The organism is Clostridium cylindrosporum DSM 605 (assembly GCF_001047375.1).
GTDB classification, from domain to species: domain Bacteria; phylum Bacillota; class Clostridia; order Clostridiales; family Caloramatoraceae; genus Clostridium_AB; species Clostridium_AB cylindrosporum.
Window position 1 is genome coordinate 102,709 of the sequence record NZ_LFVU01000027.1, and the last position, 15,709, is coordinate 118,417.

General features: G+C 31.3%; 15 protein-coding genes. All 15 read left to right on the forward strand.

Going from position 1 to position 15,709, the window contains the following annotated elements; genetic code table 11:
• The first annotated feature begins 151 nt into the window (after positions 1–151).
• A complete protein-coding gene (locus tag CLCY_RS08960; protein ID WP_048570793.1) occupies positions 152–1,003 on the forward strand; it encodes a bifunctional 5,10-methylenetetrahydrofolate dehydrogenase/5,10-methenyltetrahydrofolate cyclohydrolase in 852 nt (283 codons plus the stop codon).
• On the forward strand, positions 993–2,306 hold the full coding sequence (xseA, locus tag CLCY_RS08965; protein ID WP_048570794.1) for an exodeoxyribonuclease VII large subunit: 1,314 nt from the start codon (positions 993–995) through the stop codon (positions 2,304–2,306). Before CLCY_RS08960 ends, xseA begins: the two co-directional genes overlap by 11 nt.
• Positions 2,264–2,506, forward strand: coding sequence for an exodeoxyribonuclease VII small subunit (xseB, locus tag CLCY_RS08970; protein WP_048570795.1), 243 nt, complete (start codon positions 2,264–2,266; stop codon positions 2,504–2,506). The genes xseA and xseB overlap by 43 nt, the downstream gene beginning before the upstream one ends.
• 2 nt (positions 2,507–2,508) lie before the next feature.
• On the forward strand, positions 2,509–3,387 hold the full coding sequence (locus tag CLCY_RS08975) for a polyprenyl synthetase family protein (RefSeq protein ID WP_048570796.1): 879 nt from the start codon (positions 2,509–2,511) through the stop codon (positions 3,385–3,387).
• 717 nt (positions 3,388–4,104) lie between these two features.
• Positions 4,105–4,698: a hypothetical protein gene (locus CLCY_RS08980; RefSeq protein WP_048570797.1), complete on the forward strand. Its 594-nt coding sequence runs from the start codon at positions 4,105–4,107 to the stop codon at positions 4,696–4,698.
• A 20-nt stretch (positions 4,699–4,718) separates the two neighbouring features.
• Complete coding sequence (gene dxs / locus CLCY_RS08985) at positions 4,719–6,599, forward strand: 1-deoxy-D-xylulose-5-phosphate synthase (RefSeq protein WP_048570798.1); 1,881 nt, start codon at positions 4,719–4,721, stop codon at positions 6,597–6,599.
• Positions 6,586–7,407, forward strand: coding sequence for a TlyA family RNA methyltransferase (locus tag CLCY_RS08990; RefSeq protein WP_048570799.1), 822 nt, complete (start codon positions 6,586–6,588; stop codon positions 7,405–7,407). Before dxs ends, CLCY_RS08990 begins: the two co-directional genes overlap by 14 nt.
• 26 nt (positions 7,408–7,433) lie before the next feature.
• Positions 7,434–8,291 carry an NAD(+)/NADH kinase gene (locus tag CLCY_RS08995; protein ID WP_048570800.1) on the forward strand — a complete coding sequence of 286 codons (858 nt, stop codon included), beginning with the start codon at positions 7,434–7,436 and terminating at the stop codon, positions 8,289–8,291.
• Between the two features lie 20 nt (positions 8,292–8,311).
• Complete coding sequence (locus tag CLCY_RS09000; RefSeq protein ID WP_048570801.1) at positions 8,312–8,764, forward strand: arginine repressor; 453 nt, start codon at positions 8,312–8,314, stop codon at positions 8,762–8,764.
• 11 nt (positions 8,765–8,775) lie between these two features.
• Positions 8,776–10,470: a DNA repair protein RecN gene (gene recN / locus CLCY_RS09005; RefSeq protein WP_048570802.1), complete on the forward strand. Its 1,695-nt coding sequence runs from the start codon at positions 8,776–8,778 to the stop codon at positions 10,468–10,470.
• A 183-nt stretch (positions 10,471–10,653) separates the two neighbouring features.
• A complete protein-coding gene (gene spoIVB / locus CLCY_RS09010) occupies positions 10,654–11,883 on the forward strand; it encodes a SpoIVB peptidase (protein ID WP_082141775.1) in 1,230 nt (409 codons plus the stop codon).
• A 179-nt stretch (positions 11,884–12,062) separates the two neighbouring features.
• Positions 12,063–12,869: a sporulation transcription factor Spo0A gene (gene spo0A, locus CLCY_RS09015; protein ID WP_048570803.1), complete on the forward strand. Its 807-nt coding sequence runs from the start codon at positions 12,063–12,065 to the stop codon at positions 12,867–12,869.
• 325 nt (positions 12,870–13,194) lie between these two features.
• On the forward strand, positions 13,195–13,725 hold the full coding sequence (locus tag CLCY_RS09020; RefSeq protein WP_048570804.1) for an NUDIX hydrolase: 531 nt from the start codon (positions 13,195–13,197) through the stop codon (positions 13,723–13,725).
• 71 nt (positions 13,726–13,796) lie between these two features.
• The gene (gene spoIIM, locus CLCY_RS09025) at positions 13,797–14,438 is read left to right on the forward strand and encodes a stage II sporulation protein M (RefSeq protein ID WP_048570805.1); all 642 of its coding nucleotides are present in this window, start codon (positions 13,797–13,799) and stop codon (positions 14,436–14,438) included.
• A 307-nt stretch (positions 14,439–14,745) separates the two neighbouring features.
• Entirely contained in the window at positions 14,746–15,624 is an 879-nt protein-coding gene (gene xerD / locus CLCY_RS09035) for a site-specific tyrosine recombinase XerD (RefSeq protein ID WP_048570807.1), read from the forward strand.
• Positions 15,625–15,709 lie beyond the last annotated feature (85 nt).

A 15,709-nucleotide genomic window follows, 5' to 3' on the forward strand; every position in this document is an offset into this window, starting at 1 on the left:
TGGAAGAGAAATTCATCACATTTTTCTGCTAGACATTTATTAATCAAAATGATAAACTGATTTCAATTATAATTAACATATACTAAAGGGTATATGTGATATACCGTTTATTTAGCAAAATAAAATACATTTTATCTTATGAGGTGAGAAAATGAGTGGAATAATTATTAACGCTAAGCAAGTAGCGGCAAACATTAGAGAAGAGTTAAAGGTGAAAGTTAATAAGCACAAGGAAATTAAAGGAAGAGTTCCAGGAGTTGCTGCAATACTAGTAGGAAACGATCCTTCATCTGTTTCATATGTTAAGGGACAACAAAAGACTGCATCTGAAGTAGGTGTAGAATATAAGATGTTTGAACTACCAGCAGAAAGTACAGAGGAAGAAGTTATATCTCTTATAAATGAATTAAATGATAGAGAAGACGTTAATGGAATAATAGTACAGCTTCCACTTCCAAAGCACATATCACCAGATAATGTTGCAAGAGCTATTAAACCTAATAAGGATATAGACTGCTTTACTTTAGACAACACGGGTAAACTTTTCAGAGGAGAAAAATGTTTACTTCCTTGTACACCAAAGGGTATTGTTAGATTAATTAAAGAAACAGGAATTGAACTTGTAGGTAAGAAAGTGTGTGTAGTTGGAAGAAGTAACATAGTTGGTAAGCCTGTAGCACTGCTACTTCTTGCTGAAGGTGCTACTGTTAACATCTGTCATTCAAAAACGAAGGATTTAAAGGCAGAAACTCTAAATTGCGATATATTAGTAAGTGCAGCTGGAAAGGCTAATCTTATAACCGCTGATATGGTAAAGGAAGGAACTGTTGTTATTGATGCTGGAGTTAACATGGTTGATGGAAAGTTAAAGGGAGATGTTGACTTTGATGCAGTACTTGAAAAAGCATCACACATTACTCCTGTACCAGGTGGAGTAGGTGCAATGACAACTACAATGCTTATTGAAAACATTTTGGAGGCTTCACTAGAATATGAACAATAAACACTTTAGTGTATATGAGGTAAACTCATACATTAAGGATATTTTTGAAAATGATATTGAATTAATTGATATATACATAAATGGAGAAATATCTAACTTCACCCATCATTCATCGGGACATATGTATTTTACATTAAAAGATGATAAGGCAAAGCTTAGCTGTGTAATGTTTAAGGGAGATACATTACTATTGAAGTTTAGACCACAAAATGGGCAAAAGGTTCTAGTTAGAGGAAGAGTTTCAGTTTACGAAAGAGACGGCAAATATCAGGTATATTGCAAAGCTATGCAGCCTGACGGTATTGGCAGCTTATATATTGCATATGAGCAGCTTAAGAAAAAACTAGAATCAGAAGGTTTGTTTGATGTGGCAAGGAAAAAATCCTTGCCATTTTTTCCGAATAGAATAGGGGTAATTACCTCACCTACAGGTGCTGTTATTAGAGATATAATTAACGTAGCAACTAATAGATATAAAGGAACCGATATACTTCTTTATCCAGCAAAGGTTCAAGGAGAGGGAGCAGAGTATACAATAATAGAGGGGATAGAGTATTTTAATAAAAAGAGTGATATAGATGTTATTATAATTGCAAGAGGTGGCGGTTCGATAGAAGAGCTTTGGGCTTTTAATGAAGAGTCTTTAGCAAGAGCAGTTTATAGTAGCAAAATACCTATAGTATCAGCTATTGGTCATGAAACAGATTTTACAATCTGTGATTTTGTTTCAGACTACAGGGCATCAACCCCATCCCATGCTGCTGAATTAATAGTTCCATCATTTGATAATTTATCATATAAAATAAGTTCAATAGACCAAAGGTTATATGCATTAATGAATATAGTCTTAACAGAAAAATCTAGCAAGGTTGAAAGCTATAAAAATATACTAGAAATGAGATCTCCTGATAGAAAGTTAAAGGCAAATATGCAATATCTAGATGGATTATACGACAAAATATTAAGTAGTTTTTATGATAAGATAAAAGTTGAGAGAAGTAATATTTTAATAAAAGAGAAGGATATTATTTCCCTTGTACAGAAGTCTCTTATGAATAAAAAATCAAAATATGCAGTTTTAATTTCTAAGCTTGATGCTATGAGTCCTATTAATGTTCTTAAAAGAGGATATACCTTTACCCAAATTGGGAAAAAGGTTGTAAATAGTGTTAGTAATGTTAAGTTAGGAGATATTATAAATGTTAATATGATAGATGGAGAGTTGAATTGTAAGGTAGAAGAAATAGTGGAGGGGAAAAAATGGCAGCTAGAAAAAAAGAGAAGAATTTCGAAGGAGCAATAGATAGATTAGAGGAGATAGTTACTAAAATGGAAAGTGAAGAGCTCTCCCTTGAAGAATCTATAGATATATTCAAAGAGGGAATGGATCTCGTTGCTCTTTGTAATGCAAGGCTTGATGAAGCGGAACAAAAGATTAACTCTATAGTTAAGGCTAAAAATGGAGAGGTTCAAGAGGAAGAATTCTCTCTACAGGGGGAATAGAAATGACTTTTGAAAATGAGTTAAAATCCATTATAGAATCCATCAATAGAAATATAGCCTCAATTGTTGATTATAAAGTAACAGAAAAGACCATAGCAGATGCTATGAATTATAGTTTACTTGCAGGAGGAAAAAGGGTAAGACCTGTTTTAGTCCTTGCAGTAGCAAAGGCATTAGGTGGTGACGTAAATAAGGCACTACCTTTTGCTATTTCAATAGAATGTATACATACCTACTCTTTGATACACGATGACCTTCCAGCTATGGATAATGATGATTTGAGAAGAGGATCTCCAACTAATCATATTAAGTTTGGGGAAGGTAATGCTATACTTGCAGGAGATGGTCTTTTAAACTTAGCATTTGAAATTATATTTGATGAGATTGAAAAGTCTAATTATAATTCCTATTATGCTAAAATAGGAAAAATTATTTCTAATGCTTCAGGCATAAGGGGAATGATAGCAGGGCAAATTATAGATATTGAAAGTGAAGGGAAAGCTATATCTATAGATAGATTAATTGAAATGCATAGCAAGAAAACAGGAGCATTAATTGAGGCCGCTTGCATAGTTGGAGCATTATCAGCAGAGCGTGAAGACTACTTAGATATTATAAGGGAATATGGTAAGAATATAGGGCTAGTATTCCAAATTGTTGATGATATACTTGATTACACAGGAGATCCCAAAGTACTTGGTAAGAACATTGGAAGTGATAAGGAGAATAATAAATCTACATTTGTTTCCCTACTTGGAATAGAGGAATCTATAAACCTTTCAAGGAGTTTAACAGATAAAGCCCTAGAGATTTCAAAAGAAATTGATCCAAGTGGCTTTTTATCAGATTATACCAGATACCTTCTAAATCGAAGTAAGTAAAAATATAAATTAACCTACATAAGAATAGGGAAATATAACTTATAAAAGTTATATGAAATATTGTTACTTTATATCATATATGCTAGAATAATAAATTAGCTTAGGTGGTGCAGTATTCTAGTCGGCTATACCTCTTTTGAAGGCGGGGCTAAAAATTCGTCAAAGGGCACATCGATGAAGCTTCTTGTGCTGGCTCGTTACGCCCAGTTATGGGTTGGTGCTGGGAGTAAGAGAAGTGGGGCGACCGCAATGGCATGCGCAATCGACCCTACTTTTCGTGGAGACCTATCTTCGTGGATAACTAGATTACTCTACGGTATAGGATTAAACCTGCATAGTGGTTAGAAATAGCTACTTGCAGTGTAGCCTGCCTTGAGTGAAATTGGCGGAGGGTGGATCAGACTATTACTTTCAGGGCCCGAAGGTAATAGTTATTGCTACAGGAAACCAATTTTGCAAAAGAGGCTAGGAAGAGGCTATGTCGTTTGGGAAAACCACTAGACTGTTCAACTAGTTAATAGAAGTGATAAAGTAGGGATTGCAGTGCGGACTAAGTGGCAATCTAGCCCTATACTTGGCAACGATGTAGATTTTCGGTTAAAGGGAAACCACCATTATGGCGACATGTGGTCTCGAAAATGGGAAAGCCTGCTAGACCTAAGCCGCAAACTTAACCTACTTTATTACCACCTAAGGGTATTATATAAAGGTGGTTTTATGGGAGAAAATAAATTAAGAGACAAAGAAAGAAAAAAAGTAAAGTTTCAAAGTAAAACACCAGATAAAGGTTCTAATGTTAAATGGGTTGTTTTAATATTTGTTTTATCTTTCATAATATCTTCAACTATTGGCTATGTTTCTGATATCTTCCTTGGTAGAGTAGATATATTCATAGCTTTTATAATATTGATTGTTATAATTTTAATTGGAATTATATTTGACATTATAGGAATGGCAGTAGCCACAGCAGATGAAACACCATTTCATTCCATGGCTTCTAAAAAGATTAAAGGATCTAAAATATCCGTTGTGCTAATTAGAAATGCAGGTAAAGTTTCAACATTTTGTAATGATGTTATAGGAGATATTTGTGGTATTATAAGTGGTACTACAGGAGCTGTAATAGTTGTTAAGATAATTTCATCTACAACTATTAATAATGCAACAATATTAACTTTAATTATAAGTGGTATAATAGCTTCTTTAACTGTTGGGGGGAAAGCGATAGGAAAGATTTTTGCAATTTCAAAAAGCAACAGTATAGTATATAACGTAGCATGGGTTTTGGAATCTTTTATGATGAAAAAATAAAATTAATATAGGTGAAGAATATGTCATTACTAGATAGTATAAATTACCCACAGGATATAAAAAATTTAAAATTAAATGAGCTTTATCAATTAGCAGATGAGATAAGAAACTTTTTAATTTCATCTGTATCAAAAACAGGAGGACACTTAGCACCGAATCTAGGTGTAGTAGAGTTAACTATTGCACTTCATAGAGTGTTTAATATGCCAGATGATAAGATTGTTTGGGATGTTGGACATCAATCCTATGTACACAAAATTCTCACAGGGAGAAAAGATAGATTTGATACCCTTAGAAAATACGGTGGATTAAGTGGATTTCCAAGGCCAAGTGAAAGTGAATATGATAGTTTTTCAACAGGTCATAGCAGTACTTCAATATCAGCAGCCCTAGGCTTTGCTAAGGCACGTGATATTAAAGGTGATAAAAATGACGTTGTAGCAGTTATTGGCGATGGAGCACTTACCGGAGGTATGGCTTTTGAAGCCTTGAATCATGCTGGAAATAGTAATACAAATGTTATTGTTATTCTCAATGATAATGAAATGTCTATTTCTCAAAATGTAGGTAGTGTATCTAGTTACTTAGCTAAAATAAGAACTCAACCTACTTATATGAACATAAGAGATGATTTAGAATATATGGTTAAAAAAATACCTGCTGTTGGAAATAATTTATATAAGGCAGCTGAAAGAGTAAAGGAAAGTGTTAAGTGTCTAGTTGTTAAAGGAATGTTATTTGAAGAGTTAGGATTTACTTATCTAGGACCTATTGATGGTCATGATATTAAAGAAGTTTCAAGTGTATTAACAAGAGCTAAGAAAATTAGAGGACCTGTTTTAATTCATGTAATAACAAAAAAAGGAAAAGGTTATTATTTTGCTGAGAAAAAGCCTGATAAATTTCATGGGATAGGTCCCTTTACTATAGAAACAGGAGAATCAACAAAATCTAAGGCATCATATTCAAGTGTCTTTGGAGAAGAAATAATAGATGCAGCGGAGAAAAATGAAAAATTAGTTGCAATTACAGCTGCAATGCCAGATGGAACAGGACTTTCTGATTTTGCTAAAAGGTTCCCTAAAAGATTTTTTGATGTAGGAATAGCAGAACAACATGCGGTATCACTATCAGCAGGTATGGCATCAAGTGGTTTGAAACCTGTTTTTGCGGTTTACTCTACATTTCTTCAAAGAGCTTATGATCAGGTTTTACACGATGTTGCAATACAAAATCTACCGGTTATGTTTTGTATTGATAGGTCAGGAATAGTTGGTGAAGATGGAGAGACACACCAAGGGGTATTTGATATTTCATACCTAAGAACAATACCTAATATGGTTATTATGTCCCCTAAAAGTATTATAGAATTTAGAAAGATGCTTAAATGGGGGTTTATGTACAATGATTCACCTCTTGCTATTAGATATCCAAGAGGTTGTGATGGGAATTTAAGTTTTAATGAAGAAGATTCAATTGAACTTGGGAAATGGGAAGAAGTTAAAAAGGGAAAAGATATAGCTATTATTGCAGTAGGTAAAATGGTTCAACATAGCCTAGAGGCAAGCAAGGAACTTGAAAGCAAAGGTATAAATTCTACTGTAATAAATGCTAAATTTATTAAACCTTTAGATAAAAATATGTTAGAATATATATACAAATGTCATGATATAGTATTCACTGTAGAAGATAATATGATAGGTGGAGGATTTGGAGAGTCTGTTTTAGAGTATATAACTAGTATAAACTCTTACAAAAAAACTGTACTTATAGGATATCATGATGAGTTTATTCACCACGGAAGTGTAGATAAGTTATACGAAGAATATGGCTTAGATTCAAAGGGAATAACAAGTACTATACTAAAAAATATAAAAGGAGACTACCATGGCAGAGGCTAAGGAAAGAATAGATATCCTATTAGTTGAAAAAGGGTTTTTTGACTCTAGGGAAAAAGCAAGAAAAAACATAATGGCAGGTCTTGTTTTCGTAAATGGCAATAGGGTAGATAAACCAGGGGAAAAAATAAAAGTTGCATCAAATATAGAGGTAAAAGGTGATGCGATTGGTTATGTTAGTCGAGGCGGACTAAAGCTTGCTAAGGCTATGAAAGAATTTAATATTATTTTAGATAATAAGGTTTGTATGGATGTTGGAGCATCTACAGGGGGATTTACTGATTGTATGCTTAAAAATGGAGCTAAAAAGGTTTATGCTGTAGATGTTGGTTATGGACAAATGGCGTGGGTCTTAAGAACAGATGAAAGAGTTAGGTGTATGGAAAGAACAAACATAAGATATGTTACCCCTGAACATCTTGATGAAGAACTTGATTTTGCATCTATCGATGTTTCATTTATATCATTAAGACTTGTATTACCAGTTCTTAAGACTCTATTAAGTGAAAATGGGGAAATAGTAGCTTTAATAAAACCACAGTTTGAAGCTGGAAGAGAAAAGGTTGGGAAAAAAGGTGTAGTTAGGGATCCTGCTGTTCATGAAGAAGTAATACTTAAAATTATGAATTTTGCAGTATCAATTGGTTATAAAATAAAAGGACTTCAGTTTTCTCCTGTTAAGGGACCAGAAGGTAATATAGAATATCTTTTATATCTTACAAAGGAAGTTAGCTTAGAAGAAAGTAAAGAAGTTTTAGATAGCGAATGTCTTGCAAAGGACATAGTAAGACTATCACATGAAAGTTTGTAAAGAAATATAAATTCGGCGGTGAGTTTATGGCAAAGTTTGGGATAATAGTTAATTTAACTAAGGATATAGGACTAGAGCTAACATCTTCAATTATAAATTGGCTCGAGGAAAAAGGAAACACAGTTCTACTTACAGAAATTGGGGCATCAAAAATTAATAGACCAGAAATAGGATATACACAAAGTGAAATATATAATAATGCAGACTTTTTGATTGTACTAGGAGGAGATGGAACTTTACTTGGAGTTGCAAGAAGTGTAGCTTCTAGTAATATCCCAATTTTAGGGATAAATATGGGGCATTTAGGATTTATTACAGAAGTTGAAAGAGAAGACACTTTTTTAGCTTTAAATAAAATACTTAATAATGATTTTACTATTCAGGAGAGAATTCTACTGGAGGCAAGTGTTATAAAAAATGGGGAAAAGGGAGAAAGCCTATACTCATTTAATGATATTGGAATAACTAAAGGAACTTTATCTAGACTTATAACTCTTAATATATATGCAGATGATGAGTTCGTTGATACTTACAATGGAGATGGAATATTAACATCTACACCTACAGGGTCTACTGCATACTCCCTATCAGCAGGGGGACCAATTATTAGTCCTGAGCTTGGGGTTATGCTTATAACACCAATATGCCCCCATACACTTTACTCAAGGTCAATCGTGCTTTCCGACTCTCAAACAATAACTGTTGAGATTGAGAGTAGTCATGAGGGAGCTTTTTTAACATGTGATGGACAAAGGGGACTTAGGTTAAATAACTTTGATAAAGTAGTAATTAATAAGGCACCATTTAACGTTAAACTTATAAAACTTTCAAATAGAAGTTTTTTTGATGTATTGAGGAATAAATTAAAGCAGAGAACTATATAGAGGACGAAAGGGGTACTTACATGAAAATTGCTAGGCATGCAAAAATACTAGAGCTTATAACACAAAAAGATATAGAAACTCAAGAAGAGCTTGTAGATGCACTAAGAGGGCAGGGAATGGATGTAACTCAAGCAACAGTATCTAGGGACGTTAAGGAATTAAAGCTTATAAAGGTTTTATCTGCATCAGGTAGATATAAGTATGCATCAATTGCACAGGGAGAAAATGTTCTTTCCGAAAAATTAGTTAATATATTTACCCAAACCGTGGTGAATATAGATTATGTTGGTAATGCAATTTTAATAAAAACACTTTCAGGATCAGGTTCTGCAGCAGCTGAAGCAATCGATACCTTAGGTTGGGATGGAATTGTTGGTACTATAGCAGGTGATAATACTATTCTAATTCTAGCTAGAACTGAAGAAAAGGCTCGTGAACTTGTTGGAAAATATAAGAAACTATTAAATATATAGGAGGGCTAAAAATGCTTCTAGCACTTCATATAAAAAACTTTGCATTAATTGATGAAGCAGATATAAGATTTACCTCAGGACTTAACATGTTAACTGGAGAAACCGGGGCAGGTAAATCGATTTTGATAGATTCTATAAACTTTATACTTGGAGATAAGCAAACAAAGGATATTATAAGATTTGGAGAGGATTCAGCTTTTGTTGAAGGTATATTTTCAGTAAACATAGATGAAGTAAATTTACTTTTAAATGAAAATGGAATAGAAGTAGAAGATAATCTAATAATATCAAGAGAAATAAGTAAAACAGGAAAAAGTGTATCCAGAATTAATGGAAAAGCAGTTACAGTAGGATTTTTAAAATCTATAGGAAAATACCTTATAGATATTCATGGACAACATGAACATCAATCCTTACTTAATGATGAATTAAATATAAAGCTTTTAGATTTATTTTGTGGGAATAAATTAGAAAGAGTTAAGGAAGAATACATAGAAAAGTATAAAAGATATTCTTATGTAATAGAAAATATCAAAAAGCTTTCTACAAATGAAAAAGAAAAGCTTAGAATGATAGATTTATTATCATTTCAGTCCCAAGAAATTGTTGAGGCAAATTTGAAAATCGGTGAAGATGAAGAGCTTATATCATCAAAAGAATTAATGATGAATTCAGGAAAGATATATTCATCATTAAATACGATTTATAATAAGTTATATTCAACGACTATTGGAGAGGCAGCATATGATGCATTAGGGTCAGCTTTAACTAGTTTTAATTCTATAGAGAATTATGATGATAGAATTAAACAAATGAAGGAGTCCTGTGAAGATATATACTATCGTTTAGAAGCTTTATTAGAAGATGTTAGAGATTATAGGCTTTCTATAGATTTTAATGAGGATATATTAAATGAAGTAGAGGAAAGACTTAATTTAATTAATAAACTAAAAAGAAAATATGGTTCTACAATAGATGAGGTTATAGATTATAATGAAAAAATTCTAAAGGAATTATCAGATATAGAAAAAAGTGATGATACAATTATAAATCTTGAACATGAAAGTGAGTCATTAGCTAAAACTCTTAATCTACTTTCACATGAAATGACAGTTATTAGAAGAGAAAATGCTATTAAGCTACAAGATTTAATAGAGTCTCAGTTAAAATCTCTTGGAATGGAAAAGGCTATTTTTGAAGTTAAAGTAATTGAAGAAGAAAGATTCCAGATAAATGGTAAAAATTCTGTAAAGTTTTTAATGACTGCAAATCCAGGGCAGCCTTTAAAAGCACTTTCAAAAATTGCTTCTGGAGGTGAAATATCTAGAATAATGCTTGCTATTAAAACTGTAATAGCAGATATAGATAGTATACCTACACTTATTTTTGATGAAGTAGATACAGGTGTAAGTGGAAGAACAGCGCAAGCTGTAGCTGAAAAAATGGCTATAATATCTAGAGAGCATCAAATACTTTGTATTACTCACTTACCACAAATAGCTGCGATGAGTGATAATCATTATAAAATACAAAAAAGTGTAAAGAATAATATTACATTAACAGAGGTTGCACTACTTACTAAAGATGAAAAAATAGAAGAGTTAGCTAGATTGCTCGGTGGAGCAGAAATAACTGATCTAACTAGAAAAAATGCTCTTGAAGTTTTAGAGTTAGCACAAAGCTATAAAACTTCATTAACTATATAATAAAAGAGATAATCTTCACTAGTTTACTAGATGAAGATTATTTTGTTTTTCATAAGCTTTACATAAAATCTTCTTATTGCTATTATTGTTGTTTTTCTTATAGTATATGTGGACAACAAAAAGGATAAGTTAAAAACATCGAAGGATGTTGATTTAACAAACTGGCAATAAGGAGTGATTATCTTGAAAATAAAATACACAAAAATACTAATAACTTTATCAATAATTATTGCCGTTACTTTTTCATTTGCATTTGTTAAAGTAGCATCTTTACCTAGTGTAGTTAAAATTACTAATAATAAACTAGAACTAGTTAACCTATCTGATAAAAAGTTAAAGTCAAACTTTATATATACAGTGGAAGCTTTTAGTAAAAATTCATCTACTAGTAATCAAAATATAAATTTAAATGTTAAACTATTTGGTTTAATACCTGTAAAAAAAGTTACTTTAAATTTAAAGCCTGAGGTAAAGGTAATACCTGGAGGGAAACCAGTAGGAATTAAGCTTTTAACTGAAGGTATTATTGTTGTAGGTTTTTCAGATGTAGAAACTAAAAATGGAAAAAAAGAAAGTCCAGGAGTTGGTGCTGGAATAGAAATAGGTGATATTCTTCTAGAAGCTAATGGAGAAGAGTTAGTTGATATAAATACATTATCTAATACAATTTCGAAGTCAAAGGGTAAAATAGTAAAGTTTAAGATTAAGAGAAAAGATAGTATTATAAGCAAATCTATAAATCCTATAGAGTCTGATGAATCTTCTCAATATAAAATAGGATTATGGGTAAGAAATTCTACTTCTGGGGTTGGAACACTTACTTTTTATGAAGAAAATTCCGGTAAATTTGGAGCACTTGGTCATCCTATAAATGATGTTGATACAGGAAAGATGCTTTCTATAAAAGAAGGTAGCACTTATAATGCAAAAATAATTTCTGTAGAAAAAGGAGAAAAAGGAAAACCTGGAGAATTAAGAGGAGTATTTACCGAAAAAGATAAGGTAGGAAGTTTGAACAAAAATACATTTAGTGGTGTATATGGGATATCTCCTGAAATGTGGAGTGACTTACAAAGTAAGAAAGCAATACCAATTGCAAGACAAAGTGAAGTAAAAGAAGGGCCTGCGAAAATTTTAGCTTGTGTTGATGGTACAGAAACGAAGGAATATGATATTATAATAGAGAGACTTAATTCTCAAACAAAACCAAGTCCTAAAAGTATGATTATAAAGGTAATAGATAATGAGCTTTTAGAAAAAACTGGTGGTATAGTTCAAGGTATGAGTGGAAGTCCTATAATACAAGATGGAAAACTTGTTGGGGCTGTTACTCATGTGTTTGTTAATAAACCTAATATGGGTTATGGTATATATATTGAATGGATGTTAAATGAAGTTAAATTAGCATCCTAATACTATAAATAATTAGGGAGATTATATATCAAATCTCCCTAATTTTTTCTATGAAATTAAGCTCTACAATAAATATGAAATTTCTGTAATAAATTTTATCTGTAAAGAGAAGGAAATATCTTTTTATTGTCGAATTAGTTATTAATAAGAGATAATGGAATAAGCTAGGAGGATATACAATGGAAAATAGAAAGATCAAAATTCTTATCGCCGATGACAACAAGGAATTTTCAAGCATATTAAGTCAATACTTAAAGGAACAGAAAGACTTTGAGGTTGTTGCGATTGCCAATGATGGACTAGAAGCAGTTGAATTCGTAGGAAATTACAGACCAGATGTTTTGGTTCTAGATATAATAATGCCTCATTTAGACGGCCTTGGGGTACTTGAAAAGATAAATTCAATGAATGGAATAAATATACCAAAGGTTATAGTTTTATCTGCTGTTGGACAAGATAAAATTACTCAAAGAGCTATTAACCTTGGTGCGGAGTATTATGTTGTAAAACCTTTTGATATGGATATATTTAGTAAAAGAATAAGACAAATGTTTTCCCTAGGGTCAATGCAACAAGAAATTAGAAGAACTCCATCACTTGTTATGCCAGAAAGTCATGTATTTTCTAATGTTAATTCACTAGAAGCTGAGATTACAAATATAATTCATGAAATCGGTGTTCCAGCGCATATAAAAGGCTATCTATATTTAAGGGAAGCTATTCAAATGGTAGTTAAAGATATAGAATTGCTTAGTGCAGTTACAAAGGAACTATATCCTTCTATTGCTAAAAAATATAACACAACAGCAAGTAGAGTTGAAAGGGCAATTAGACATGCTATAGAGGTTGCATGGTCAAGAGGACAAGTTGAAACTATTAATAGAATTTTTGGATATACCGTACATAATGACAAAGGTAAACCTACAAATTCTGAATTTATAGCTATGGTTGCTGATAAACTAAGACTACAACAAAAACTTGGCTAAAATATAAAAGTATAAATTTATTACTTTATATTAAAGGGACTTTTTCTATATATTATAGAAAAAGTTTTTTTTATTTATTATTAGGACATAATTACAAAAATTAAAATAAAGTAAAAGATGTTATTTAATTGCAAAATATGCCATAAAAACTTATTAAATATATTATAACGTCATTATATTAATAAGTAAATGATAGTTTTTCGACAAATGGTAGAGAGGGAGAGAGATATTGTCTATCTATTTAATATAATACATAATAATATATTTAGTATGGTTTATATATAATATAATTAGTATAAAAGTTATTATTAATTGAGGTGATAATATGGTTTGTAAAGAGAAAACATTGGAAAGTGAATACATATATAAAGGAAAGATACTAAGCCTTAGAAAAGATCTTGTAAGTGTAAAAGATGGTAATACATCATATAGGGAAATTGTGGAGCATGGTGGAGCAGTTGGTATAGTATGTATTGATGATGAAGGAAAAGTTATTTTAGTTAAGCAGTACAGAAAAGCAGTAGAAAAAGTATTAATGGAAATACCAGCAGGAAAAATTGAAGGAAGAGAGCAACCATACTACTGTGCAATTAGAGAACTTGAAGAAGAAACAGGAGTAATTTCAGATGAGATGATTTTTCTAGGAGAATTTTATTTATCAGCAGGTTTCTCAAGTGAAAAGATGTATTTATATTTTTGTAAAGTAAAGAAACAAGGTTTACAAAAGCTTGATGGAGATGAGGATTTAGAAATTCTAAGACTAGATTATGAAAAAGCACTTGAAATGGTTTATAACGATGAAATCTCTGATGCTAAAACAGCAATTGGAATAATGCTTAGTAAAAAATATATTTAGTTTTCATAAAATCCTCTTTTCTTTCATATAGATTTAAAGAAAACAAATGAAAAGAAAGGGGGAATTTTTTTATGGGAACTCTTTTAAATGAACGAGTTACGAGAAATATAAAGGAGAACATGGGAATTTACTTTTTAATATTATTATTTTTCTCAGTAGGTCTTGCTATAGGAGGGTTTGCTATTAAATCTCTCGAAGCAGGAGAAAAACAAGAGCTTTTAGCCTATATGAATAGCTTTTTTAAGATTTATTCTGGAGAACAAGTATCAGGATTTTCAATATTTATTCAATCAGCTAAAAATAATTTGTTTTCAATTTTAATAATTTGGGCTTTAAGTTTGACAATTGTAGGAGTTCCAGTTGCATTAATTGTAGTAGGATTTAGAGGATTTATACTTGGATTCTCAGTAGGATTTTTTATTGAAAGTATGGGACTTAAAGGACTTGTGTTTTCATTAGTAGGTATAATTCCACAGAACATAGTATATATTCCTTGTATACTTATTACGTCAGCTCTTAGCTTAACATTCTCTATAGCTGTAATTAAAAGAAAAAGGAGTAAAGGGTTTTATAATCAAGGAGGAATAAGTATTGTTTCCTATAGTACTATTATAGGAACTATCTTCCTTATAACTCTACTTGGAAGTTTAGTTGAAGGCTTTATAAGTCCAACAATAATAAAGGCTCTTTCAGGGTATTTTATAATTGGTTAGGGGTGTTAGGCTTTGATATGGAAAAGGTTGGTTCTTTTCTTAAAAGTATTTTTTATATTATTAGTTTTAGGATTTTTTCTTCCATATTTAGTAAAGTTACTTGTGGTTAAATTCCACTTTCTAAACAATCAAATTCCCTCTGGGAATAGTGTTTTTGTAATGCATAGGGGATCGGAAGAAGTAACCTTAAAAGTTGTTTTATATAATATTCTGCAAAAGTTTATACAGCTTTTATAAGAAAATGAAGGATTTATAAAACTTTTGTTGAATATTAGCGATGTGAATAATTCATAAAGGGGACTTGTTAATGGAAAAGGTTTTAAAGGATTTTGTACAGGAGTTAAGGGAAGATAAAAGATTAAGTGACAATACCTTAGAGTCATATACTAGGGACATAAAGAAATTTTTAATGTACCTTGCAGAAAATAACTTAGACTTTAAGTTAGTAAGAAAAACTAATATAATAGCATATATTTTATATCTTCAAAAAGTTGGAAGAGCAACTTCTTCAATTTCAAGAAGTATAGCTTCTATCAGAGCCTTTTATAAAATGCTACTTAGAAACAATATAATTACTAAAGATCCTACCTTAAATCTTGAATCTCCAAAGTCCGAAAAAAAGGTTCCTCAGGTTTTAAGTGTCCAGGAAATAGAAAAATTGTTGTCACTTCCTAATGTAAGTGAATCTAAAGGGGTTCGAGATAGAGCAATGCTCGAAATTCTTTATGCAACAGGAATTAGGGTAACTGAGCTTATAAACTTAAATTTTGATGATATTAATCTTGAAATAGGGTTTATAAAATGTAGTGGAAATAAAGAGAGAATCATACCTATGGGTAAGGTTGCAATAGAAATGCTTAAGACATATATGTTCGATTACAGAGATAAATTACTTAGTAATCAACAAGAAACAGCACTATTTTTAAATTTCCATGGAGAAAGAATGACTAGGCAAGGGTTTTGGAAAATAATAAAACATTATGCATCATTGGCGGATATAAATAAAGATATAACACCACATACCCTTAGACATTCATTTGCAGCTCACCTAATTGAAAATGGGGCAGATTTAAAGTCTGTGCAACAAATGCTAGGACATTCAGATATATCGACTACGCAAGTATACGCTGAACTAATAAAAAATAGAATCAGCGATGTATATAAAAAGACTCATCCTAGAGCATAGGTGAATCTGAAGTAATTTAACCTAAAATTTATTAGTACGAAAAATATATAATTTTCGTACTTTTTTTTATTATCCTTAGAAATAT

What these genes read in the sequence shown, in the direction of transcription:
- xseB (WP_048570795.1), top strand. Translation starts at nt 2,264, where the DNA reads ATGGCAGCTAGAAAAAAAGAGAAGAATTTCGAAGGAGCAATAGATAGA.
- CLCY_RS08995 (WP_048570800.1), top strand. Translation starts at nt 7,434, where the DNA reads ATGGCAAAGTTTGGGATAATAGTTAATTTAACTAAGGATATAGGACTA.
- xerD (WP_048570807.1), top strand. Translation starts at nt 14,746, where the DNA reads ATGGAAAAGGTTTTAAAGGATTTTGTACAGGAGTTAAGGGAAGATAAA.
- dxs (WP_048570798.1), top strand. Translation starts at nt 4,719, where the DNA reads ATGTCATTACTAGATAGTATAAATTACCCACAGGATATAAAAAATTTA.
- xseA (WP_048570794.1), top strand. Translation starts at nt 993, where the DNA reads ATGAACAATAAACACTTTAGTGTATATGAGGTAAACTCATACATTAAG.
- spo0A (WP_048570803.1), top strand. Translation starts at nt 12,063, where the DNA reads ATGGAAAATAGAAAGATCAAAATTCTTATCGCCGATGACAACAAGGAA.
- CLCY_RS08990 (WP_048570799.1), top strand. Translation starts at nt 6,586, where the DNA reads ATGGCAGAGGCTAAGGAAAGAATAGATATCCTATTAGTTGAAAAAGGG.
- CLCY_RS08960 (WP_048570793.1), top strand. Translation starts at nt 152, where the DNA reads ATGAGTGGAATAATTATTAACGCTAAGCAAGTAGCGGCAAACATTAGA.
- CLCY_RS09020 (WP_048570804.1), top strand. Translation starts at nt 13,195, where the DNA reads ATGGTTTGTAAAGAGAAAACATTGGAAAGTGAATACATATATAAAGGA.
- CLCY_RS08975 (WP_048570796.1), top strand. Translation starts at nt 2,509, where the DNA reads ATGACTTTTGAAAATGAGTTAAAATCCATTATAGAATCCATCAATAGA.
- CLCY_RS08980 (WP_048570797.1), top strand. Translation starts at nt 4,105, where the DNA reads ATGGGAGAAAATAAATTAAGAGACAAAGAAAGAAAAAAAGTAAAGTTT.
- CLCY_RS09000 (WP_048570801.1), top strand. Translation starts at nt 8,312, where the DNA reads ATGAAAATTGCTAGGCATGCAAAAATACTAGAGCTTATAACACAAAAA.
- recN (WP_048570802.1), top strand. Translation starts at nt 8,776, where the DNA reads ATGCTTCTAGCACTTCATATAAAAAACTTTGCATTAATTGATGAAGCA.
- spoIIM (WP_048570805.1), top strand. Translation starts at nt 13,797, where the DNA reads ATGGGAACTCTTTTAAATGAACGAGTTACGAGAAATATAAAGGAGAAC.